Below are 22618 nucleotides of genomic sequence, written 5' to 3'. Positions count from 1 at the left end.
TTTTATGAAGGAGAACACCCATTATGATAAAATTTGAACGCACAAGCGTCATGAATTTCGAGAACGCCATGCGCGGCGCAAGAAACCCGATGAACAGCTGGGCACGCATGGACAGCAGCTACGATGAGGATGGAAATTTCGTCTTCGGCCCGAATGACATCGATCTTGCGAAACGTCTCCGCATGGCCGGAAGCGACCACCGCAAATTCATCCGCCAGATCTTCGTCTCCGTGGACATTACAGCTCCGCTCTACTGGTGGAAGGAATATGATACCTACAAAGTGGCGACCGTCGCAAACTCCACGAGTACCATGCACAAGATCCATTCCAAACCGTTCGACATCGACGATTTCAGCCACGACCATATGACTCCGGACACTCTCGCCTACATGCAGACCGTTGTGGACCGCCTTGAGCAGATCCGCCTGAAATACATGAACGAGGGCAAGAACAAAGAGGACTGGTACGATATGATCCAGCTCCTCCCGTCCAGCTACAACCAGATGCGCACCTGCACGATGAACTATGAGACTCTCGTGAACATCTATCACGCGAGAAAGAATCATAAGCTCACCGAGTGGCACACCTTCTGCGACTGGATCGCATCCCTCCCGTATGCGAAAGAGCTGATCATCGCGGAATAAATAAGTTTGCATAAAAAGACTGCCCGGCGCTTTTTTCGTTACAGTACACGGTCACTCCATGCCCGCGTACTGTAACAGGATTTTGCCGATGCTTCGCATTCCAAATCGGCAAAATCCGCGACCACAACGGTATCATACGGAATTTTCAGTTCAGAAAATTCCTACCCGTGAAAAGTAACCTTTTTTCACAACATCGGGCAGTCTTTTTTATGCAGCCTTCCTTTTCAGTCAGCTCCGGCAGCCTTCCGCAGCTGCCTTCTCTACTGCCCGATCGGTACGTTTATCTCCTTCTGGATCGTCAGGGAATAGATGACCGCTTCCTTCACTCTTTTTCCTGTGATCTGGGAGAGCGCCCGGGCATAATACTGAAGCTGGACCTGATAATGGTCCAGAAGAGTCTGTTCTTCCCCTTCCTTCACTCTGTCGGTTTTATAGTCTACGATCACAAGTCCGTCCTTCTCCTCAAACCATGCATCGATGATTCCCTGAATCAGAACGAGTTCATTCGAATCCGCCGCTTTCATCTCCCGGGCCGGAATTCCAAGGATAAACTGGCTCTCTTTTCTCAGTTTTCCCTGCCTGTCTGCCATCTTCATCCGGCCGGCGATCCCGGACCGGAAAAACTTCGCGATCATGCCGGGTGACACCAGGCGGACCGCATCCGGCTGCATTCTCTTTTCAGAGAGAACCCGGTCAAATTCTTTTTTCACATCCTCATACCCGGAAATATCCGAAAAATGGATCAGTTCCAGCATCCGGTGGCAGGCGGTACCGCGGTCTGTTGCCTGTTTCTGACGTGCCCTCTTCTCAGCGGCAGACAGACGTTCTTCCGCTTCCGGAGATTTCTCCGGCTCTCCCTCTGGCCCCCGTTCCGTTTCTTCCGCCGGATCTTCCCGCTCCGAACGGACCAGGAACGCGCTTTCCGCATCATCCGTGAACTGTCCCTGCATCTTCAGTTCCGAGACGGACATCTTCGCATGCAGGGAAAGATCTGTCTCAAACGGATACGGTTTCCGAATCAGTTCCGGAATTTTTTCCGGCTTTTCCCCGCGGAGTTGTTCCAGTTCCAGGTAAAGTTTTGCCTTCTCTTCCTGATTTTTTTCTTCCTCCACAAGGAGATCCTTCATCGGGACATTTTTCACATCGATCGTTCTTTTTGCGCCCCCGGCTGCCATCAAGATCCAGTCCAGATAGGAGGACGCCGCGCTCAGCACGGTAAACGGCAGTGCTCCCACTGATCCGGTCATTCCCCATTTTTCGATCTTGTTCTCCAGGTACTTGTCCCCAGCCGTGATGATGAGCTTTTCTTTTGCACGCGTCATCGCGACATAGAGGATTCTCAGCTCCTCCCCCATGTTTTCGAGGTTGGAGCGCCTTGCGAGCACATTTTTCTTTAAAGTAGGCGCCTTGACTTTCTTCACCGGATCCAGAAAATCTGCCGCGATCCCGAGCTCTTCGTCGATCAGGATCCGCCCTCTTGCATCCTGGCGGTTAAATTTTTTTCCGCATCCGGCGAGGAATACGACCGGGAACTCCAGTCCTTTACTTTTGTGGATGCTCATGATCCGCACCGCATCATCATGTTCCCCGGACCGGGATGCCTCTCCGAAATCCGTGTTGTATTTCTTCAGTTTTTCGATATAGCGGATAAAGTCAAACAGCCCCTGATAGCTTGTTTTCTCATAATCTTCCGCCTTCTGTACCAGCATGGCAAGGTTTGCCTGCCGAGTCTTCCCGGCCGGCATGGCAGCCGCATATTTGTCGTATCCTGTCCGATCAAAGATACGGCCGATCAGTCTGGAGACCGGAAGATACAGGGATTCTCTCCGAAACTCCGCAAGCAGATCCATAAAGGTCTGCAGCTTCCGGAAGATTGTCTCTTCTTCGCTCTCTTCCCCGGTCCGGACCGATGCCATCGTTTCATCATGTTTCCCATGTTTTTCCAGATAGTGCTTCACTGCCCCATAGAATCCGATATCTTCCCCGCGGTCCGGATCCCGCTTAAAGTCCGCCATCACAATGGCAAGCTCCCGGTCCTTCATTCCGCCGATCGGAGATTTCAGCACTCCGGCTAACGGGATGTCCTGCATCGGGTTGTCGATGAGCGCCAGCATATTTAACATCGTCTCAACTTCCACTGCTGTAAAATACCCGGTCCTGGACTCCGCATACGCCGGGATTCCTGCTGCACCGAGAACACTTAAAAATTCCTCTGACCATCCGGAAAGACTCCGCAGAAGGATCACGATATCCTTTTTCTTTAATCGTTCATACTGACCGGTCTTTCCGTTATAGATCTGCATTCCGGATTCCGGATCAGTCAGCTCGCGGATCTTTGCAGCGATCAGTCTCGCCTCCGCTTCCCGTGCTGTGTAATCCGCTTTTTCCTCATCCATGCCGTCAAAAAGAGGATCTCCCGTATTTAAGAGCAGGACCTCCGTCTTTGCCTGGCCTTCTTTGGGCGTTTCCGGAAATTTTGCTCCCGCATACAGGGCCGCATCGTCCGTGTAGCAGATATTTCCCAACTGCTTTGTCATGATCTGATAAAACACATCATTGATGCTTTCAAGGACCTCCCGTCGGCTCCGGAAATTTTTATGGAGCTCGATCTTCTGGTACAGATCATCCTCATCCCCGTAAGATTCATATTTTTCCAGAAAAAGCTCCGGCTTCGCCAGTCGGAACTTATAGATGCTCTGCTTCACATCGCCGACCATAAAAACATTCGGTGTCCCGAACCGTTCTCTGGATACACAGCGGATCAGTGTCTCCTGGACCTCATTGCTGTCCTGATACTCATCTACGAGAATTTCTTCATAGATTCCCGAAAGTTCATCCGCCACTGCTCCCGGTCTGTGATCCGGACTGCCGCCTGTAAGGATTTCGAGTGCAAAATGTTCCAGGTCATTGAAATCCACCAGATTCTTTTCTTCTTTTGCCTCCTGGAACCTGGCGGAAAACTCTTCCGCAAGTTCCAGAAGCATCCGGATCGGTCCCCGGCAGGCATCCATGTCGGAAAACACAGAATCCACATCACCCGGAAGATAAAGGGCTTTCATCTTTTTGATGCCGTCCTTTGCGGCATTTCTGAGCGCTGCCGCCCGCTCTTTCTTCTCCGGATCCACCTGTTTTCCCCTGACAGCCGCCAGACGTCCGAATTTCAGTCCGGCAATCCCATCTGCGATCTCCCGGTAAGTCTCCGCTTCTTTCAGTATTTCCATTGCCCGGATATCTTCCGCCAGCATCGGGGCATACGCCTGCGGTCCGTCCTCCTCAGCGGCAAGTTCTGCTGCCTCATAAAGACCATCCAGAAATTCCTCCGCCTGGCGTCCCACATCCCGGATCAGGAATTTCATCCAGGCCGGTTCCTTTCCGCCTTTTTCCCCGGAACTTTCCTCACTGCTCTCCGAAAGCTCGTCCCGGCAGGCGGCGATCCACTCTCCCGGCCACGGATTACTCTGTGAAAACTCCCATACCTTTAAAATATAGTCCTCGAGACCTCCGTCCGTCCGCCCTGACGCATAAGTGTCCACAAACTGCAGGAACCGCTCATCTTCTCTCCCGTAATATTCCTCCAGGAGCTCTTTCATCACATCGGCTTTTAAGAGCAGAAGTTCGCCTTCGTCCGCCACCCGGAATCCCGGATCCAGATCCAGCTCGTGGAAGTGTTCCCTCAGTAGATTCAGGCAGAAGCTGTCGATCGTGGTGATCTTCGCATGGTGGATCAGCGTGCTCTGCCGTTCCAGATTTTTATTTCCCGGGTCTTCGTCGAGAAGTGATCCGAGAGCCGTCTCCACACGCTCCCGCATCTCCGCGGCCGCCGCGTTGGTGAACGTCATGACGAGCAGTCTGTCAATGTCCACCGGCTGATCCGGATCTGTGATCATGCGGATGATTCTCTCAACGAGGACCGCAGTCTTTCCGCTTCCTGCGGCCGCAGAGACAAGAAGATTCTTATGCCTCGTCTCAATGACCTGTAACTGTTCATCCGTCCATGTTGTCGCCATCACATCTTCTCCTCTCCGTCCTTGCGTCTCCCCGGTTCCGGTTTTCTGTTTCCGCTTTCCTGTTCCTCTGTCTCATTTTCATCTGATTCCTCCGGGTCGATCTCCTTCCAGATCTCCTCCGCCTTCATCGGGCGGAAACGGCGGAATCCATATCCGTCTGTCTTCAGATCAAATCCGCAGACACTGTGGTATGGACAATAGTCACATGCTGTCCTGTTTCCCTGTTTATACGGATTGACCGCCACATTTCCGTCCAGGATCTCACCTCCCATAGTCTTCAGCTGTCCGTTCACAAAATCTGCAAGTCTGGCAAACCGCTTTCCCCCGGCAACAGAGGACTTTACCTCCTGGACATATCCGTCCTTTAACGCAACCGGGATCACATCGGATTCCTTTTCGATGTCCCGGTCCATATGGCGGATCACATCCAGACTGCTGTTCACGAGTCCGTTCATTCTGAGCCTGCGCAGGATCCCGGCTTCGATCTCCTCGTCCGTCATCCCGTCCTCGCGGTCGATCACAGGGTCATCGATATGATAATAAAAGATCCCGGCCGGGACCGCCTGCTTCCCCGGATGCCGGTTTTCCTGCATTTTCAGCGCCGCATCCATATAGACCACGAGCTGAAGCTGCAGTCCGTGATATAAAAGCGCCAGATCAAAGGATGTGCTTCCCGATTTGTAATCCATGATCTTCACATAGACCTTATCCTCATCCTCAAACACATCCATCCGGTCGATCCTTCCCCGGAGATTCAGCGCCTCCCCATCTTTCAGCGGGATCCTCGTGCTGACATCTACCTCGAACTCTTCCGGCTCAAAATCGCCCTTCCGGATCTGGTAGATCAGTGCCCGCACGGTCCGGTCCGTGATCCTCTCCACTTTCTTTTCGAGATATGCATTTCTCGCAGAGCTTTTCATGATCGTATTCCGGTACTTTGCAGAAACCTCCTCCACCGCTTTTCTTACCAGAGTCCGCCGCTCCGCATCCGTGATCGTTCTGAAATCCTTCCCGTGATCCCGGATATTTCTGAAAAACGTATCGAGCGACTGGTGAAACAGATTTCCCATATCGGAAAGATCAAGCTCATACTCTTTTCCTGCACGCAGTCCAAGTCCGTGATTCAGGAAGTGGGAATAGGCACATGCCGCATATCCCTCCATTCTCGTGACACTTCCCCGAAGCAGCGTCCCATAGAGTTCCCGCGCAGCCGTTCTGCCGATCTCTCCTTTTTTATAAGAATAGGCGACAGCTTTTGCAAGATTTTCCATCTCGGCCTCCGTCTCTTTCTCCGAGGAGAGAAAGCGGTAAAGCACTCTCGGCTCTTCCTGCGCCGGATCCATCATTTTCTCCGGCTCCTGCAGCCAGGAAAGCACGGATTTTTTTGCTGCCGTCACGGATACATCCGGACATTTCTCCTCCCCGCTCTCATGGATCACAAGATCCGGGAATCTCTTTTTCATCTCCCCGATCATGCCGGATGGACGGATCTCTTTTCCTTCCGCCGTCACCGCCGGCCAGGAGAGGATCAGCTGGTCGGACGGCTTTGTCATCATGAGATACAGATAAAACCGCTCCATAAAGCCCTCTTCCCTGGCGGTCGGTGCAAGCTCCATGGAATTCTTTTTTAAGATCTCCCTCTCATTGTCGCTAAATAGTCCGCCCTTTGAATGGTCCGCCGGAACAATTCCCTGGCTGACTCCGAGGAAAAAGAGGACTTTGATCTTGTCGAGACGTGTTCTCTTTAAGTCTCCGCAGACCACACGGTCCGCGCCTGCAGGGATCATCCCGACAGAAAGTTCTGAAAAACCGGCGGAGAGGATCTCCGCGTACTCTCTTCTGGCCACATATTCGTCCCCCAGGAGACTTTTAAATTTCTCAAAGAGTTCCGTGACAAGACCGAAAATTTCCTCATACTCTCTCGCCTCGCGGTCCATACCGCAAGTTTTAAACTGCTCCGACAGTTTTTCCAGCTTTTCCTCCGCGCCGAGCATCTCCAGAAGCTCCGCCAGTGCATCCGTGACTGTCTTTACCGGAACTCCCCGGCCGCCACACTGTTCCCGGAGCAGCCGCAGTGGCGCCATGATCTCCTCTTTAAAAGCATTCATTTCAAGAAGATTCAGATTTTCTCCGCCATCAAACGTCCGGTCCCAGACTGCATCCCATTTGGCAAAGCCGCGGATTCCCATCGCACGCACATAGATTTCCATCCGGTCCACTTTCTCAGTCTGATCTGTTACAAGTCCCGTTCGGAGATATCGGAACATGCTCTCGTAATCAAATCCTTTCTGCAGGATATCGAGAGCACTCTGGATCAGGCGGATCAGTGGATTTCCGGAGACATCCCGGTTCTCATCGAGGAAAAGCGGGATCCCATTTTCCTCAAAGCTCTTGGTGATCTCACGGCTGTATCCCGGAAGATCCCCGCATACCAGAGCAATATCGCGATACCGGTATCCGTTCTTTTTTACAAGAGTCTCGATCCTGTTTGTTATAAAGTCTGCCTCGTCCTCAGGATTTTTCGCCTGCACGAGAAGGATTTCTTCCGTGCCGCCGCGGTATCTGGGATACGGATAACGGAAAAACGTCCGTTCCAGATGGTCGAGCGCAGGACTGTTCCGGAAGCGCACCAGCGGACGTTTGTAAAAGATCAGATCGCGGTAGATTTTTATGCCGTTTTCTTCCGCCAGTTTTTTCAGTTTTCCGGTCATTTTCCTGCTCATATCAAAGAGATCGGTCTCATCGGACTCCGCAGAAAGATCCAGTCCCGGCTCCATTGTCGCAGAAACCGTCACAAAGAGATCCCGGCAGATTTTTAACAGGATTCCGATCAGCCGGTACTGGATCGGGGTAAAACCTGTATACCCGTCGAGAACCATAACACTGTCCTTTAAAAGCTCCGACCGCTCCGCCACCTGACAGAGCACATCCAAAAGTTCCTCCAGAGTAATGTACTTTTCCTTTGTGAACTCCCGGAATGCCTCAAAGATCACCTCCATGTCGGAGAGCTTTGCCGAAAGGATCTGACCGACACCGTCTCCTGCCGACTGGATCTTAAGGTCTTCCGGAGTTGCCCCGTACTGGTAGAGTTCCGAGAGCATGGACTTGATCTCCCCGATAAACCCCGGGCGGTTCAGATGAGACGAAAACATGGTAAGTTCGTCCTTCTTCTCCCCCGCAAGTTTCCGCAGGATCATATTTTTTCCCGTATCGTCCAGGACCTCCGGCTGCGGAATCGACAGTTCTGAAAAAATCCGGTAAGCCAGACGTTCAAAGCTCACAACATCAATGTTCATCGTTCCATGATTCGGATGCAGTCTCACGATCTCCTTCTGGGCCTGCATCGTCGCCTGTTCAGGCGTCACCACAAAAAAACGGCCATCCGGCTCCTTCATGGACAGCTCGATGATCTTCCTATAGATATATTCTGTTTTCCCGGCTCCGGAACCGCCCATCACCATGCACAATCCCATTCTATGTCCTCCTGCTCCCTGACCGCATTTCCGCCGGTCAGGCATTATTCAATTTCAGATATGTAAACCGTATATGTTCCGGACAAAAATGTCAAGTTTTTTGTCCGGCTTCCGGCCCATGCTCCGGGCCATGCAAAAGGAATGCCATGTATTTTTTCTCATCCGCTCTCATATGATTAATACAAACCATCCCCAAAAGGATCTATTATTCTATGAGTTCAAAAACAAAGATCATCGTCCTCAGGATGAAGGAGATCATCTACACGGCTCTTTTTATCGGCTTCGCCATCGTCCTCATCATGCTGTTTCTCTTTATGTTCCGCCCTAAAAAGGACAACATCTCCCATGATGCTCCTGATCAGGCATCGGAGAGCTCCTCACAGGCCGCTCCCGCCTCTGTTACATATGTTCCGGGACTTTATTCATCTCCCATCGTTTTAGGCAGCGAGAACGTCAATGTGGAGGTCGCTGTGGATCACACGGGGATCCGCTCCGTGTCCCTTGTCCCTTTAAGCGACTCCGTTGAGACTATGTATCCTCTAATGGCTCCTGCCATGGATCTCATCTCAGAACAGATCCTCGAAAACCAGAGTCTGGAAGGTCTGGAATACCCCGCCGGGTCCCAGTACACCTCCATGGCGCTCGTATCGGCGGTGAAAACGGCGCTCTCCAAGGCATCCGCGAAGTAGATCTCAAATTTTTTTTAATAACCCACTTGACAAATCTCTTTTCCTCCTGTATACTCTTCACCATGATAACAATTTACCACGCTAAATCGAAAGTTCATTAGCATACTGAATCAAGAGCATACAAGGAGGAACCATCCATGAAGAAATTCAATCAGCTTTTCATCTTAGGTACGTCACTTTTATTATCCGCTGCGGCACTCACCGGATGTTCTGGTTCCTCCGCGATGGGCGCTACGATCCCGCAGACAACGGCATCTGAGACAACAACTCCGCAGACAGACGCAGGTCTGGTAGCAGCAGAGACGACCGGTTCCGGCAATCGTTTAAACGACATTCTGGAGCGCGGATACATCGAGATCGCGACCGAGCCGTACTTCGCTCCGAACGAGTTCATCGATCCGACAAAGAGCGGAGATGACGCCTATGTCGGCTCCGATATCGAGCTTGCGAACTATATCGGCGAATCCCTCGGCGTTGAGGTCCGCATCAAACCGATGGACTTCACAAGCGTTCTCGGAAGCATCACGACCGGCAAATATGATCTCGCGATCTCCGCTCTGGCTTACACACCGGCAAGAGCTGAGACCATGAACCTCTCCAAAGGTTATTACTTCGGAGACGAAGATCCGCAGACTGCTTACGGTATCCTGGTCCGCAAGGAAGATGTCGACAGCATCAAATCCTTCAATGATCTCTCGGACAAGGTTGTCGTTGCACAGAACGGTTCCCTTCAGGAACAGTTCGTACAGGAACAGATCCCGAGCTATAAAAAATACAACCGTGTTTCTTCCACAAACGATGGTTTCCTGATGGTCCAGACCGGCAAAGCCGATGTCATGGTCGCTGCTCTCAGAATGGCAAGATTATATCTGGAATCCAACCCGGACAGCAACCTCGTGATCGTTCCGAACCTCTACTTTAAAGTTGATCCGGAGACACAGGGAACAAGAATCGGTATCCCGAAAGGGGAAGATGCCCTGACAGACAGGATCAACGAGATCATCGATGAAGTTGTTGATCAGAATCTCTACAATGAATGGTACGACGAGTATACGGAGTACGCTAAGAGCCTTGGCATTATCGAATAATTCGATCCTTTGATATAACCCCGCGGCCGCGGTCAGGCCGTACCCCTTCACCGGCGTCTTCCCCAGATGCCGGAAGTCATCTCATGAGAGTTCCCCCAGAACTCCCGTGACGAAAAAAGGCGATCCGCAAATTACCTGGCGGATCGTCTTTTTCGTTTCTTTATTTTTTACACTTCCCAGTCAGAATCAAGGAATCCTTCCCCGTAGACTTCCTGAGCCTCGGATACGATCATGAATGCGGTCGGATCGATCCCGTAGACGATCTTCTTCGCACGGTAGAACTGTTTTTTATCAAGCACGCAGATCACCGTCTCGCCTTCCTCTTCCCGGTAGGCACCGCGGCTCTTTAGCAGTGTGCAGCCGCGCTCCAGATTCCTCATCAGCTCCTTTGCGATCTCCCCGGATCTCGGGCTGATCACCGTGATCATCGTGCTCTTATTCATACCATAGAGGATCACATCGATCACATACGTTCCGACTACCATATTGATCAGTCCGTAAAGACCCGATTCAATATTCCGGAACACCGCCATGGACAGGAGAATGATCACGAGATCCGTAGCCATGACAGCCTTTCCGGTCTGCATGTGCGGGCGGAACTTCTGTAAAAGCTTCGCGGCGATATCGCCGCCACCCGTTGTGGAACCGCGCATAAATACGACCGCCAGGCTGATCCCCATGAGCACTCCGCCGAAAAGGCAGGACACCATCTTGTCCCCCGAATACACCGGGAAATACGGCGTCACCAGTCCATCAAGGATCACCGTCATGATCGCCACGGTTTTCAATGTCTTGATCGTCTTTTCCTTCCCCAGATAGATCCAGGACGCGATCAGAAGCGGGATGTTGATCAAAAATGTCAGTGTACCGATCGGCAGGCTCGTCAGACGGTTGAGCAGGATCGCCATACCGCTGGCGCCTCCCGGCGCGATATCAATGTTGTCGATAAAGCAGTGCAGCGCAACAGCCTGGATAAAACCGCCCGCCACATCTGCCAGAAAATCCAGGGCAAATTCTTTTCCCCGTGTCTTCCCCATAAGATTACCCCCTCATATCAAATGCTGCAAAGTCCGATTTTCCGGCATTCCCCACATGCCGGAGCGTGTCTGTCCGCCCTGTCAGCGTTCTCTGTCTTCCGGCTTTCTGCCCGTCCGGACAGAAAGTTCCCGATGCTGACCGGCCGGTCCGCTAGTCCTTATACAGCTCTTCAAACAGTTCCACAGGAACATATGCCTTCACATGGATCCCGTCGTCCTGGTATTCCTCCGAGAGAAGCTGTCCGCTCTTCCGGATCGTCTGGATCCGCCCGGCATTTTTGTATGCAAAGACCTTCTCAAAATAGATCCTGCGGTTTCTTAAGATCACGGCAAAAAGATCGAGCAGTTCCCCGATGCCCTCTCCTGTCTTTGCCGATAACCGTACCTTATAGTCCGCAGACATGTCCCGGCAGGCAGTGTCCGCATCCGGACGGTCCACCTTGTTGAACACGGTGATGATCTCTTTGTCCTTGATGTCCAGTCGGCGCAGCGTCTCGTAGACTACATGCATCTGCATGTCCATCTGCGGATTCGAGCAGTCCACCACATGGAGGATCACATCACAGTACCTCGCTTCTTCAAGCGTACTCTTGAATGCCTCGACAAGGTGATGCGGAAGCTTCCGGATAAATCCGACCGTATCCGTCAGAAGGACCTTCTCCCCACCCGGAAGCACAAGTGCTCTCGTCGTCGGATCCAGAGTTGCAAAGAGCTTATCCTCCGCCAGGATCCCGGCGCCGGTGAGCTTATTTAAGAGTGTGGACTTTCCTGCATTCGTATAGCCGACAATGGCCGCCGTCAGAGTTCCGCTCTGCTCTCTCTGTTTCCGAACCACATCCCTGTGGCGCTCCACATCCTGAAGCTCCGATTTTAACTGGCTGATCCGCTCATGGATCCGTCTGCGGTCCACCTCGAGTTTCGTCTCACCAGGCCCCCTCGTGCCGATTCCGCCGCCGAGTCTCGACAGAGAATTTCTGAGTCCGACAAGACGGACGGCACGGTATCTGAGCTGCGCCAGCTCGACCTGGATCTTTCCTTCCCTGGTCTTCGCGCGGGCCGCAAAGATATCAAGAATGATCATCGTCCGGTCCATGACCTTTGTGTCCAGGGCATCCTCCAGGTTTTTGAGCTGTGCCGGGGAGAGCTCATCGTCACAGACAACTCCGGTCGCTCCGCTCTCCCAGACCATCTCCTTCAGTTCCTGGATCTTTCCCTTTCCAAGGTAGGTTCCCGGATGGATATTTTCCCGGTTCTGGATCACGGTCCCGACGGTCTCCGCTCCCGCGGTCTTTACAAGCTCTTTCAGCTCCTCCACGGATTCTTCCGTGTCATCGGAGTCGTTCGTGCTGGCGGCAAACAGGATCACCCGCTCCTGCTGCTCACCGATCTCTATCAATTCTGCCATTCTTTCTCCTATCTCGTCACAAGAAACGCGATCTCATGATCCGCTTTCTCATCCTGTCCGTACTGTTCCTCATAGCTCCGGAACAGCTCCAGCGCTTTCTCATACTGCCCCAGGTACTCGTAACACACCGCCTGGTTGAAGGCGATCTCCTTCTTCGCCCTGTCATCGGAGAGTGCAAGTCCCGCTTCCCCGTGCTGCAGCGCTTCCTCGTAATCGCCTTTTTTCATCGCCGCCATCATCCAGCGGTTATAGACTTCCGTGCTAGAAAATCCTTCTTCCACCAGCGTCTGGTAGATCTCATCTGCCTTCGTCTCATCTCCGGCCGTCATATAAGCCGCCCCAAGAGCTTCCATCGCTTCAGCATAGCCGGCAGCTGCATGTTTTTCGTCCGCCTTTGTTCCGGACTCCAGACGGTTTTCAGCGCCTTCCGCATCGCCGGAATTTGCGAGACTCACCGCGCCCAGATAATAGTATTCCGCTCTCGGTTTATCCACCTTCACCAGCGTATCATATGTGTACGCCGCGGCACCGTAATCTCCCAGCATAAATTCTGCCTCACCGCGGTATTTTAATACATCGATCTCAAAGGATGAGACATGCTTTGTCTGATCGATCAGGCTGTCAAACTCCGCGACAGCGCCCTCATAATCGCCGTTCTCCATGAGAGCGATCCCGTTTTCCTTCCCCGCCTTCATCTCCTCTGTCACATGACCGCAGCCGGTAAGGAGAAAAAGCATGCCAGCGATGAGAAGAGCTGATGCGATATGCTTTCGAACTTTCGCATGGAACTGCCGGTCTTCACAGACGACCGCAGCCGGTGCGTAGTTCAAATTCAGTACATCTTTTTTTGATTTTTCTCTTTTTTCTGATTTTTGATAATATTTATACATTTTCAATTATATGTTTAATTTTGTTCTTTCTGTGATACTTCTGATTCTTCATCCTCCGCGCCTTCGGAAATATGCTCTGTCTCCTACGCGCGTGTCGTACTTCCGAATCCACCGTTTCTCACTTCATCGGCCTCGTCATCCACCGTGATGCCGTACTCCACAAAAATTCCCTGGGAAAAACCGGTTCCGGCTTCCACTTCCACAGTCTTTCCTTCACGGCTGTCGTTGGTGAGCTTCACCTGGATGTGGCCCTCGTTGTCGGATCCGTAGTAATCGCTGTCGATGATCCCGACGGTATTGTTTAACTGCAGGCGGAACTTAAATCCAAGTCCGCTTCTCGGATAGAGCTTTAACACCCAGCCATCGTCGATCCGTGCGCGGATCCCGGTAAGGATCTTTGTCATCTGACCAGGTTTCAGTGTGAATGCGGCCGGTGCGAAGAAATCATATCCGGCGGAACCTGCGGTCGCCCGTTTCGGGAGACGGATCCCGTCATAGATCTCCTTTATCATATCGTCTGTATCCTGCGGGTGTTCCCCCTGCCAGTCTTTTTTAAACTGCTCAAAGCTTACTTTTTCAAATTTCGCGATTCTCTGCATGTTGTCTCCTCTTACTCTCATTCTGACGCCCCGCTCTTCCTTTCCGGATCGGCGTGCGCTCCCGGATCATTTCTCCTGTCGGACCGTCCGGATGTCTCCCACTACTATACCAAGAGCCCGGTCCCATTTCAAGCATTTCAAACGAAAAATCCGGCAGAACATACCACGTTATCGCGGCAGTGTGTCCACTGCCCGCAGTATATTCTGCCGGATCAATCCGTCTGTGACGTACAAAATCATCTTAAACTCAGATTCTCCGCTGCTATTGCAGCTATCGTGATCGGCATTCGCCGTTCGCCATAAATCTGCAAGCAGTTTTCTGGCTCTCTTGCGCTCATTTCATCATATACGACAGCATCTCCATCCCGAAAATGATCACATAGAAAAGAAATCCGGGATTCAGATACACATATTTTTTATACGATGTCGGCACTCCGTTCTGCTGCCCCATCTGCCACCAGTAACGGCGTCCGTCCCGGAAGAAGAAATAGATCCCTGCCGCGATGAGGAGCAGGACCATAAGAAAACTGGCAAACGAAAACGCCGCTGCCGCCCAGGAAAGCCCCAGCGCATAGAGCCCGTCCTCCACCATCACGAGCAGCATCGAAAACGAATTCACTGCCATATGGAGCAGGACATTGTAAAGGATCCGGTTCGTCCGCACCGCGAGATAACCGAGTACCAGTCCGATCACCACCGCATACAGGAACTGGTTCAGATTCCCATGCATCAGCCCGAACATGACCGCCGTGAATACGACCGCCGTCCGGTCTCCAAATCGTCTCGCTTTTCTTAACAGCACTCCCCTGAAGAGCAGTTCCTCCATAAACGGAGCCACCAGGCAGGTATAGATCACCATTCCCGGCGTCAGTGCATCCAGTGCGTCCATCACCGGGTTCATATCTCCAGCCGGAACACCGGTAAATATGGAAATAAACGAGTCAAGAAAGACTCCCAGGAAGTTAAAGATATAGCCGAGTCCCAGCGCCATGAACAGCGCAGAAACCCATACTTCCGCCGAAAGTTTCTGGGCCGGTCTCCGGTCTGACCGCAGAAACCAGGTCATCGGGATCACCGCAAGGAACGGAAGTCCGATGCTGAAGACATACTGCACGAGGACTCCGGTCCACGGGGACGAAAAGAGCCCGGAGAGCAGACGACCCCCGCCGCTCTCCAGGCTGAACACCCAGTGCTGCACCATGAGATAGAACGCACTGCCCAGGTACTGAAGACCTGAGCAGGCACACATGGCCAGACATAAAACTGTAAATGTGATCAGAAAATCTCTTCTCTTATGCACCATATTCTTCCTTCATGATCTCACTGCTTCTCGCAATGAACTTTGTCATACGCTCCGGAGAAAGACTTCCGTGAGCAAGTTTCGCAAGGTCATAGAGCTGTTCGCAGAGCATCGGTGTCTTCTCTCCGTCCTTGTTGGCAAGAACGTATTTTACAAGACCGTTGTTTGCGTTGATGACTAATGTCTCCTCAGCCGGGAACATATCGGAACCGCCGCCGTACATGCTGTACATCTTCATCATATCCTGCATTCTTCGGCTCTCCTCGGAGACTGTGATCATGGAAGCGAGACCTTCATTTTTCAGCTTCTCGACTTTCACGTTCAGCTTGTCGTTTCCGATCGCCTTCTTAAATACCTCAGCGAGAGTCTCGGCGTCCTTCTTCTCCTGCTCCTTCGCGGCCTCATCGGTCTCCTCCGTCTCTTTGAATGTCTCGTTGACATCCGCATCGATACGCAGGAACTTTAAGCCCTCATTCTTCTGCTCCACATGCTGCATGAACGGGGAATCGATCGGGTTCGGAAGGATCACAGCGTCGATCCCGGCTTCCTTGAACATGTTGATGTACTGGCTCTGCTCTTTCTCGTCCGTTACATAGAAGATCTTGTTCTCGTGTTTCTCCTTGTTCTCCTCAAGGCAGTCAGCGAGTGTCAGATATTTGCCGTCCAGGTTCTTATAGAGGATGTAATCTTTCATCTTCTCATCGAACTTCTCGTCCTTTAAGCAGCCGAATTTGATGAACGGATTGATATCATCCCAGTATTTCTCGTAGTTCTCGCGATCTGTCTTGCACATGCCGGAGAGCTTATCAGCAACTTTCTTTGTAATGTAATCGGAGATCTTCTTTACAAATCCATCGTTCTGAAGAGCACTTCTGGATACGTTGAGCGGAAGATCCGGGCAGTCGATCACGCCTTTTAACAGCATCAGAAATTCCGGAATAACTTCTTTGATGTTATCCGCGATGAATACCTGGTTGTTGTAGAGTTTGATCTTTCCTTCGATGCTCTCGTACTCCATGTTGATCTTCGGGAAGTAGAGGATTCCTTTTAAGTTGAACGGATAGTCCATATTCAGATGGATCCAGAATAACGGCTCCTTGAAGTCCTGGAATACCTTGCGGTAGAACTCCTTGTACTCCTCATCGGTGCACTCGTTCGGATGCTTGTTCCAGAGCGGGTTCGTATCATTGACCGGAACCGGGCGTCTTGCGATCTTATATTTCTCTTTCGCAGGGCTCACCTCAACAGTCTCCTTCGATCCGTCCTCTTTTTCCTTCTCCTCGGTCTTTGCCGGCTCAACGATCGTCTCGATGATCGTATCCTTGTCGGTCAGTTCCTCTTTCTCGATCGTATCGTACTGCGGCTCAGCAGTCTCATCGTTTAAGTAGATCTCGACCGGCATAAATGCACAGTACTTGTCGAGGATCTCTCTTGCGCGGTACTCATTCGCAAACTCAGCGCTGTCCTCATTTAAGTACAGGGTGATCAGGGTTCCGTGGCCTTCCTTAGTGCCTTCCTTCATATCAAACTCGGTACCGCCCTCAGACTCCCAGTGGACCGGTTTTGCGTCCTTCTTGTAGGATAAGGTATCGATCGTTACTTTGTCCGCTACCATAAATGAGGAATAGAAACCGAGTCCGAAATGACCGATGATCTGGTCTTCATTCGCTTTATCCTTGTACTTGTTCAGGAAATCCTGGGCGCCGGAGAAAGCGATCTGGTTGATATACTCGTCAACCTCATCCTCTGTCATACCGAGACCGTTATCTTCGATCTTGATCGTCTTTTCCTTCGGATTTACAGTAACCTGGACTTTATACGTTTCATCGTCCGGGGTCTCATACTCGCCCATCAGAGCCAGTTTCTTTAATTTTGTGATGGCATCGCAGCCATTGCTGACTAACTCACGATAAAAGATATCATGATCGGAATACAGCCATTTTTTGATGATCGGGAATATATTCTCACTGTTGATTGAAAGACTTCCGCTTTTTGCCATGTTAAACCACTCCTTATTTCCATTCGCGCGTCGGGGGACGATCTGTATTGCCGCCCGCCGGACCGCTGTTTTTTATTTTCTCTGTAACCGTTCCATTCTTAAACAGCTACTTTTTTCTTCTTTCAGGACAGCCGGTATCGCCCCGGATCTCCGGGATTTTTAACAGCTGTTCGATTCAACATGACATATTTTAATACCAGAAAATCAAAATGTCAATAAAATTAGCACTCATTTTTGATGAGTGCTAATAAAAATTTTATAAACTTTTTGATTTTTCTCTGTCAGTCACGGAGCTGCACTTCTGCTGCCGGCTTTACAGCCGCTCGCGGATCAGTTTTCACTCTCGATCGGAATAAACACGCGGGCCTGTTCGTCCTGCTGTTTTTTCTTCCGCTCCTCTTTCGCAGCATTGACTGCCATCTCGCAGAGTGCCATCTGGGAGCCGACCGGAAGTTTTCCTCGGCGATCCGGCTTTTCATATGTCCCGTCCGGCTGAAGCACATGGGCCTTTAAGTTGTCCTCCAGCTCCAGCTCCATATATCTGCGAATCCTGTCTTTGAGTTCCTCTCTCAATACCGGGAACATAATCTCGACACGGCGGTCCAGGTTTCTCGGCATCCAGTCGGCACTTCCCATGTAGATCTCTTCACTTCCGTCGTTCTCAAAGATAAAGATCCTCGCATGTTCGAGGAATTCTCCGACGATCGAGCGGACCTCAATGTTCTCGGAAAGTCCCGGGATCCCCGCCTTCAGACAGCAGATGCCGCGGACAACCAGGCGGATCTTCACCCCTGCGCAGGACGCCTCATACAGCGCGGCGATGATCTCCTTGTCACAGAGGGAATTCATCTTCGCGATGATCGATGCCGGCTTTCCGTCTTTTGCATGCTTCGTCTCCCGGTTGATTAGATGCAGGAATTTCGTTCTGAGCCACAGCGGGGCAACCGAAAGCATGTTCCAGTTTAACGGCTCGGAATATCCGGAGAGCATGTTGAAGACCGCAGTCGCATCCTCTCCGATCATCGGATTGCAGGTCATGATTCCGCAGTCTGTGTAAAGTTTTGCAGTGGAATCGTTGTAGTTTCCGGTTCCAAGATGGACATATCTCCGGATCCCGTCTTCCTCCCTGCGGACCACGAGTGTGATCTTTGAGTGCGTCTTTAAGCCGACGAGTCCGTAAATAACATGACATCCGGCTTTTTCCAGCTTTTTCGCCCAGATGATGTTGTTCTCCTCGTCAAATCTCGCCTTCAGCTCGACGAGAACCGATACCTGCTTTCCGTTCTCGGCTGCCGCCGCCAGAGCCGCGATGATCGGGGAGTTGCCGCTGACACGGTATAACGTCTGCTTGATCGCCAGAACTTCCGGATCCTTTGCCGCGCTCCGCACGAAGTCCACGACAGGATCAAAAGTCTCATACGGATGCATCAGAAGGATATCGCCCTTCCGGATGTTCGTAAAGATATCATCGTCATTCATCAGAGCCGGAACCGGCTGCGGCGTATATTTCGGGGTCTTTAAGTGGTCGTACCCGTCAAGCCCGTACATTTTCATCAGGACCGTCAGGTCGAGCGCACCCGGGATCTCAAAGATGTCTTCCTCGTTGACCTCCAGCTCTCTCTTTAAGATCTTTAAAAGTCTCTGGTCCGCCTTGTCCTCGATCTCCAGACGGATGACTTCGCCCCACTGTCTGCGCTTTAACTGCTTTTCGATCTCCTCGAGAAGATCCACAGCTTCCTCCTCGTCCAGGGAGAAATCGGCGTTTCTCATGATACGGAACGGATGGGACGTCACGATATCATAGTTTAAGAACAGCTGCTGCATGTTCCGCTCGATGATCTCCTCCAGGAAGATCACATTCCGCATCTCACGATTGTTCTCATCGGTCGTCACCGGGAGGCTGATGATCCTCGGAAGGACAGCCGGGACCTGCACCATCGCGAACTCCAGCTCCTTGCCGCCCTCTTTTTTCTTTAAGAGCGCCGCAATATTCAGGGACTTGTTTCTGACAAGCGGAAACGGTCTTGAGGAATCCACCGCCATCGGTGTCAGGACCGGATAGACCTCCTCACGGAAATAGCGGTCCACAAATTCGCCCTGCTCCGGGGTCAGGTCCTCGTGATTCTCGATGAGGTTCAGTCCGATGCTCCGAAGAGCCGGGAGCAGCGACCGGTTATATGTGTTGTACTGCTGAGTGACAAGCTCATGGGTCCGCACACTGATCTTTTCCAGCTGCTCCGACGCGGTCATCCCCGCGATATCCGGCTTTTTATATCCCGCATGGACCATATCCTTTAAGGATGCGACCCGGACCATGAAAAACTCATCCAGGTTCGATGCCGTGATGCTTAAGAATTTCAGCCGGTCAAAGAGCGGTGTCGTCTTATCTCTTGCCTCTTCGAGAACACGGCAGTCAAATTCCAGCCAGCTGAGTTCTCGGTTTACATAATTTTTCGGATCATTGAAGCGTGCCGGATCCTGCTCCTTCCGTTCTTTCTGAGCATTCCCCTTTTTTAACTCTTTTTTCATTTCTCTGCCTTCCTGTATCCGGCCGGTCCACGGTTCACGCTGTGCGCAGACGAAAACCGGCTCCGGACACCCTTTCACATCCTGAATTCATCGTGTTTCGCAGCAATATCCCTGTCTGCACTCCGGCATCTAGCTGTATTTTTTATGCCGCAGGACCGGCCGGATCCCGAAGATCTCCTCGAAGAATGCCGCCTTCTGTTCAAAGGATACCGCCTCCAGCGTGATATCGCCCGGATAATCCGTCGTGATCATGAGCTTTCCATCTTTTACTGCCATCTTGCAGTCAGCAAGTTTGTCCCCGTGGCCGCGGTCCATGGAATTTGCCAGACGCAGGATCGCCGTCAGCTTCGCGATCAGGAGCATGACCTCATTCTGCCCGCCGAAGCTGTCTGTCACAGCGTCCAGCTCGGTCTCCATCCGGACCATGTTGTAATCGAAATCCCGGATGTTGTAGCGGACCACATTTGCGATGATCTCACGTTCCAGGTGCGAGATCCCGATGATCTCCGTCGACATGATGATATTGTAGGCGCACTCGTTGGAGTTGCGGACGCTGATAAATTTTCCGCAGGCGTGGATCAGCACGGCAATCTGTAACAGAAGCCGCTCTCTCTGCCCCATTCCATGGTATCTCCGCATCGTGTCAAAGATCTGGAGCACATATTTTTCCACTGTCTCCGTATGACGGCTCATGCACTGGTAGCGCTTCGCCATCGTGCGCGAGGTGCTGATGATGTCATTGTCAAAATTGTGCCGGAATTTCAAGAGTTTCTTGTCCGCCGCGTACTCGGCCGCGATCCCGTCGCAGAGGCGGATCCCCGGGATCCAGATCATCTCCGCTCCTGTCATCTCAAGGAACTTTTTATAGATCACCACGCACGGAAGAAGCAGAGATGCATACTCCCGGCTCACACCGAATGCCTCCTCGATCTGTGTCTCATTCATCGTGACAAGGCGCGCATAGAACTCGTCAAAGCGCTCTCTCGTGACTCTGCGGAGCGGTTTTCCGTGATCCTCATACCGGAACAGATAGAGGATATTTTCTCCGATCCCGATCAGATGTTTGATCTTCTTATCCTTCAGGTACATCTTTTTATAGTTTTCCAGCTCATTGTCCACCATCTCTCCGATGAGATCCCGGTACTGCTCCACCGTCGTATTGACGTCCTGAAGAGTGCCGCGGATCCTCAAAACACCGAGCGGCAGATTTTCCGTGGTCACAAGAAGGTTCCTGTCGAAAAGCGAGATCTGCATGCTTCCAAATCCCACATCCACGATCGCGGTCCCCTGCTGGATATTCTCATCAAACTCATCATCCGAGACGGCGATCGCCTTGTATCCCAGGAATCGCTGCTCCGAGTTGCTGATGATACGGACCTGGATGCCGGTGCGGACGCGGATCTGATCGAGAACGATCCGGTTGTTTCTCGCCTCACGCATCGCACTCGTCGCATAGGCACGGTATTCCGTGACCTTGTAGGATTTCATGATCCCGGCAAACCCCGCAAGTACATCGCAGAGCTCTTCCACCATCTCATAGCTGATCTTTCCGTTGTTGTAAGTATCGCTCCCAAGCGCCGTGACATGGCGGATATGGTCCAGTTTCCGGATCCTGTTCCTGTTTGAGATCTCATAGATCCCCATCTCAACCTCAAACGATCCCACATCGATGGCTGCAAATGTAAGGGCTGCCATAGCTTTTCCTCCTCTTATAAGAATCGGTCCGGAAAATACCGGACCGTCTTTCATCAATAATTTCCTAAAATTCTCATGACGGAAGCTTCCGCCGCGATCCCCGTCAGGGCGTTGCGGACTCCCGCGTCGCTTAAATTTCCTTCAAAATCCACGAAGAAACGATATTCAAAGCTCTTCTCCGGGATCGGTCTGGACTCGATCATCATCATATTGACATTGTTGAAGATGAAGTTTCCGAGAATGTTGTAAAGAGATCCGCTCTTGTGCGGAATCTCAAACGCCACACTGATCTTTCCGGCTTTCTTTGCGTAGACCGGCTCTTTCCCGAGGATCAGGAAGCGTGTCGTATTTCCCTTTACGTTATTGACCTCCTCCGCGAGGACCTCCATTCCGTAGAGTTCCCCCGCAGTGCGGCTCGCAACAGCTGCCTGGGACGGATCCTGCTCCTCCATGACCTTCTTCGCGGCAACGGCTGTGTTTAAGACTGCGATCTGTTTCCATTCCTTATGGGCGGAGAGGAAATCAGAGCTCTGGGCCAGCGCCTGGGCGTGGGAATAGACTGTCTTGATATCGGAGAGCTTTGCACCCGGAACGCCGAGAAGCATGTGGGCAACCGGAACATAGATCTCGCCTACTATGTAATTCTTATATTTTAAGAGCAGGTCATAATTGTTGATCACGAAACCGGCCGTGGAATTTTCGATCGGGAGTACCGCGTAATCGGCGCGTCCTTCCTCGACCTCCTTCATGGTATCTTCAAACTCCGGAACATGGTAGAGATCCGCATCCTCACCAAAGTATGCTTTGGCCGCTGCATGGCTGTATGCGCCCTCAACGCCCTGGAATACGATCCGTTTTCCTTTTTTGGCGATCTCTTCTACCTCGGAAAAACCGGTATCCATTCCCATTCCATGGGCGGATAACAGACCATACTGATACCGGCGGCTGATCGACATCAGCTGGGAGAAGATCTCCTTCACTGCCTCTCTGTTAAAATCGCTGTGCGCCAGATCCTGGACTGCCGCGATCTTCTGCGCCTCTCTCGTCGCATCATAAACGGCTTTTCCCGTTCCGATCTTATATTCTGCAACATCTCCGCAGACGGACATGCGCTCTTCAAACAGGCGGACGATCTCTTTATCGATCACATCCAGCTTGTCCCTGCATTCTTTTAAGTCAAGATTCTTCATGTATTTCTATTGCCTCTGCTTTCTGTCATTTTACAGCACGCGGACCCTTTTTTCCTTAAACGTGATCCGCTCT

General features: G+C 51.7%; 14 protein-coding genes. 3 read left to right on the top strand and 11 right to left on the bottom strand.

The window, feature by feature from the left end:
• The first annotated feature begins 23 nt into the window (after window positions 1–23).
• Window positions 24–644 (top strand): hypothetical protein, encoded by a 621-nt coding sequence (locus ACXMYH_RS04510; protein WP_118298539.1) that lies wholly within the window; start codon window positions 24–26, stop codon window positions 642–644.
• A gap of 260 nt (window positions 645–904) precedes the next feature.
• Here ACXMYH_RS04510 and addA read toward each other — a convergent pair whose 3' ends face one another.
• Entirely contained in the window at window positions 905–4651 is a 3747-nt protein-coding gene (gene addA, locus ACXMYH_RS04505) for a helicase-exonuclease AddAB subunit AddA (RefSeq protein WP_486555599.1), read from the bottom strand.
• Window positions 4651–8124 (bottom strand): helicase-exonuclease AddAB subunit AddB, encoded by a 3474-nt coding sequence (gene addB / locus ACXMYH_RS04500; protein WP_405580493.1) that lies wholly within the window; start codon window positions 8122–8124, stop codon window positions 4651–4653. The genes addA and addB overlap by 1 nt, the downstream gene beginning before the upstream one ends.
• Window positions 8125–8336: 212 nt before the next feature.
• Between addB and ACXMYH_RS04495 the strand changes: the two genes are divergently transcribed.
• Together ACXMYH_RS04495 and ACXMYH_RS04490 are read left to right on the top strand one after the other, a co-directional pair.
• Window positions 8337–8813 carry a hypothetical protein gene (locus ACXMYH_RS04495; RefSeq protein WP_118529387.1) on the top strand — a complete coding sequence of 159 codons (477 nt, stop codon included), beginning with the start codon at window positions 8337–8339 and terminating at the stop codon, window positions 8811–8813.
• A 137-nt stretch (window positions 8814–8950) separates the two neighbouring features.
• On the top strand, window positions 8951–9901 hold the full coding sequence (locus tag ACXMYH_RS04490; protein WP_118529386.1) for a substrate-binding periplasmic protein: 951 nt from the start codon (window positions 8951–8953) through the stop codon (window positions 9899–9901).
• A 167-nt stretch (window positions 9902–10068) separates the two neighbouring features.
• Here ACXMYH_RS04490 and ACXMYH_RS04485 read toward each other — a convergent pair whose 3' ends face one another.
• From ACXMYH_RS04485 to pheA, 9 genes are all read right to left on the bottom strand, one after another.
• On the bottom strand, window positions 10069–10938 hold the full coding sequence (locus ACXMYH_RS04485) for a YitT family protein (protein ID WP_215703134.1): 870 nt from the start codon (window positions 10936–10938) through the stop codon (window positions 10069–10071).
• Window positions 10939–11089: 151 nt separating this feature from the next.
• Window positions 11090–12343, bottom strand: a complete 1254-nt coding sequence (gene hflX / locus ACXMYH_RS04480; RefSeq protein WP_118529384.1) for a GTPase HflX — start codon at window positions 12341–12343, stop codon at window positions 11090–11092.
• Between the two features lie 8 nt (window positions 12344–12351).
• Complete coding sequence (locus tag ACXMYH_RS04475) at window positions 12352–13173, bottom strand: tetratricopeptide repeat protein (RefSeq protein ID WP_182426711.1); 822 nt, start codon at window positions 13171–13173, stop codon at window positions 12352–12354.
• Between the two features lie 143 nt (window positions 13174–13316).
• On the bottom strand, window positions 13317–13832 hold the full coding sequence (locus ACXMYH_RS04470; RefSeq protein ID WP_118298547.1) for a dCTP deaminase/dUTPase family protein: 516 nt from the start codon (window positions 13830–13832) through the stop codon (window positions 13317–13319).
• 334 nt (window positions 13833–14166) lie between these two features.
• Window positions 14167–15135, bottom strand: a complete 969-nt coding sequence (locus tag ACXMYH_RS04465; protein ID WP_215703132.1) for a CPBP family intramembrane glutamic endopeptidase — start codon at window positions 15133–15135, stop codon at window positions 14167–14169.
• Complete coding sequence (gene htpG / locus ACXMYH_RS04460; RefSeq protein ID WP_118529381.1) at window positions 15125–17131, bottom strand: molecular chaperone HtpG; 2007 nt, start codon at window positions 17129–17131, stop codon at window positions 15125–15127. Before htpG ends, ACXMYH_RS04465 begins: the two co-directional genes overlap by 11 nt.
• A gap of 330 nt (window positions 17132–17461) precedes the next feature.
• Window positions 17462–19660 (bottom strand): RNA degradosome polyphosphate kinase, encoded by a 2199-nt coding sequence (locus tag ACXMYH_RS04455; RefSeq protein ID WP_118321548.1) that lies wholly within the window; start codon window positions 19658–19660, stop codon window positions 17462–17464.
• A 129-nt stretch (window positions 19661–19789) separates the two neighbouring features.
• Window positions 19790–21355: a Ppx/GppA phosphatase family protein gene (locus tag ACXMYH_RS04450; protein WP_118529595.1), complete on the bottom strand. Its 1566-nt coding sequence runs from the start codon at window positions 21353–21355 to the stop codon at window positions 19790–19792.
• 53 nt (window positions 21356–21408) lie between these two features.
• The gene (gene pheA / locus ACXMYH_RS04445; RefSeq protein ID WP_118298552.1) at window positions 21409–22545 is read right to left on the bottom strand and encodes a prephenate dehydratase; all 1137 of its coding nucleotides are present in this window, start codon (window positions 22543–22545) and stop codon (window positions 21409–21411) included.
• Window positions 22546–22618: the final 73 nt, after the last annotated feature.

This window comes from Pilosibacter sp. NGB245 (assembly GCF_057397225.1).
This window is presented reverse-complemented; position numbering and strand designations above follow the sequence as displayed.

Coding starts and splice junctions, on each gene's coding strand:
- hflX (WP_118529384.1), bottom strand. CDS start 12,343: ATGGCAGAATTGATAGAGATCGGTGAGCAGCAGGAGCGGGTGATCCTG.
- ACXMYH_RS04495 (WP_118529387.1), top strand. CDS start 8,337: ATGAGTTCAAAAACAAAGATCATCGTCCTCAGGATGAAGGAGATCATC.
- ACXMYH_RS04465 (WP_215703132.1), bottom strand. CDS start 15,135: ATGGTGCATAAGAGAAGAGATTTTCTGATCACATTTACAGTTTTATGT.
- pheA (WP_118298552.1), bottom strand. CDS start 22,545: ATGAAGAATCTTGACTTAAAAGAATGCAGGGACAAGCTGGATGTGATC.
- ACXMYH_RS04490 (WP_118529386.1), top strand. CDS start 8,951: ATGAAGAAATTCAATCAGCTTTTCATCTTAGGTACGTCACTTTTATTA.
- ACXMYH_RS04455 (WP_118321548.1), bottom strand. CDS start 19,660: ATGAAAAAAGAGTTAAAAAAGGGGAATGCTCAGAAAGAACGGAAGGAG.
- ACXMYH_RS04485 (WP_215703134.1), bottom strand. CDS start 10,938: ATGGGGAAGACACGGGGAAAAGAATTTGCCCTGGATTTTCTGGCAGAT.
- htpG (WP_118529381.1), bottom strand. CDS start 17,131: ATGGCAAAAAGCGGAAGTCTTTCAATCAACAGTGAGAATATATTCCCG.
- ACXMYH_RS04510 (WP_118298539.1), top strand. CDS start 24: ATGATAAAATTTGAACGCACAAGCGTCATGAATTTCGAGAACGCCATG.
- addA (WP_486555599.1), bottom strand. CDS start 4,651: ATGGCGACAACATGGACGGATGAACAGTTACAGGTCATTGAGACGAGG.
- addB (WP_405580493.1), bottom strand. CDS start 8,124: ATGGGATTGTGCATGGTGATGGGCGGTTCCGGAGCCGGGAAAACAGAA.
- ACXMYH_RS04470 (WP_118298547.1), bottom strand. CDS start 13,832: ATGCAGAGAATCGCGAAATTTGAAAAAGTAAGCTTTGAGCAGTTTAAA.
- ACXMYH_RS04450 (WP_118529595.1), bottom strand. CDS start 21,355: ATGGCAGCCCTTACATTTGCAGCCATCGATGTGGGATCGTTTGAGGTT.